Here is a 736-nt window from a genome sequence, read left to right on the forward strand (position 1 = left end):
GCTACGGGAGGACGGCCGGATCATCGCGTTGGGGGCTGGTGGCCAGTTCCGCGCCGCCGGTGTCCTGGCCAAGCAGCACCGCCTGCGCCGCCACGGTGAGCGGCTGCATGCCAAGGCCGACCACTATCAGCGGCTCATCGGCGGTGACCAGCAGCACGACCTCGCCGGCAAACATACGGTGCTGCGCGACGAGATCCGCCATGTGTCCGCCCGCCGCCAGAACCTGAACGACGCCCTCGCCTGGGCCGCCGCCCGCTGGACGGTCGACCAGGCAATCGCCGCCAGGGCGAGCGTCATCTACCTGGAAGATCTGCGGTCGATGCAAGCGCAGGGGATGGGCCGTAGCCTGAACACCCGCCTGTCCCAGCAGGTCCGCGGAAAGATCAGCGACCGGATACGGCACCTCGCCGCCGAGCACGGTGTCGCTGTGGTCACCGTCCCCGCCCGCAACACCTCCAAACACTGCCCACAGTGCCTCACCCCGCTACGACACTGCAAAGCCCCCGACAAGCCCACCGTGGCGGGATGGAAATGGGCCATCTGCCCCAACCAGTCCTGCGGCTGGCAGGGCGACCGCGACCAGGGGGCCTGGCGGCGCATCGCCGCCCGCGGCCTCACCCACCAAGCCAAGACCGTCACCGACAAGACCAACGGTGCCATGGTGATCCGCACGGTCGTGGACACGCTCGAAACCGCAGCCGTCGTCACCCCCATCACCAAGACCAGCCGGGAGGAC

At 69.3% G+C, this 736-nt stretch carries 1 protein-coding gene; it reads left to right on the plus strand.

Going from position 1 to position 736, the window contains the following annotated elements:
• The coding region (locus ACNAW0_RS30505) for a zinc ribbon domain-containing protein (protein WP_416291502.1) at positions 1-736 on the plus strand (736 nt) is incomplete at both ends.

Origin of the sequence: Micromonospora sp. SL1-18, from assembly GCF_047921505.1 — a bacterium.
Classification (GTDB): domain Bacteria; phylum Actinomycetota; class Actinomycetes; order Mycobacteriales; family Micromonosporaceae; genus Micromonospora.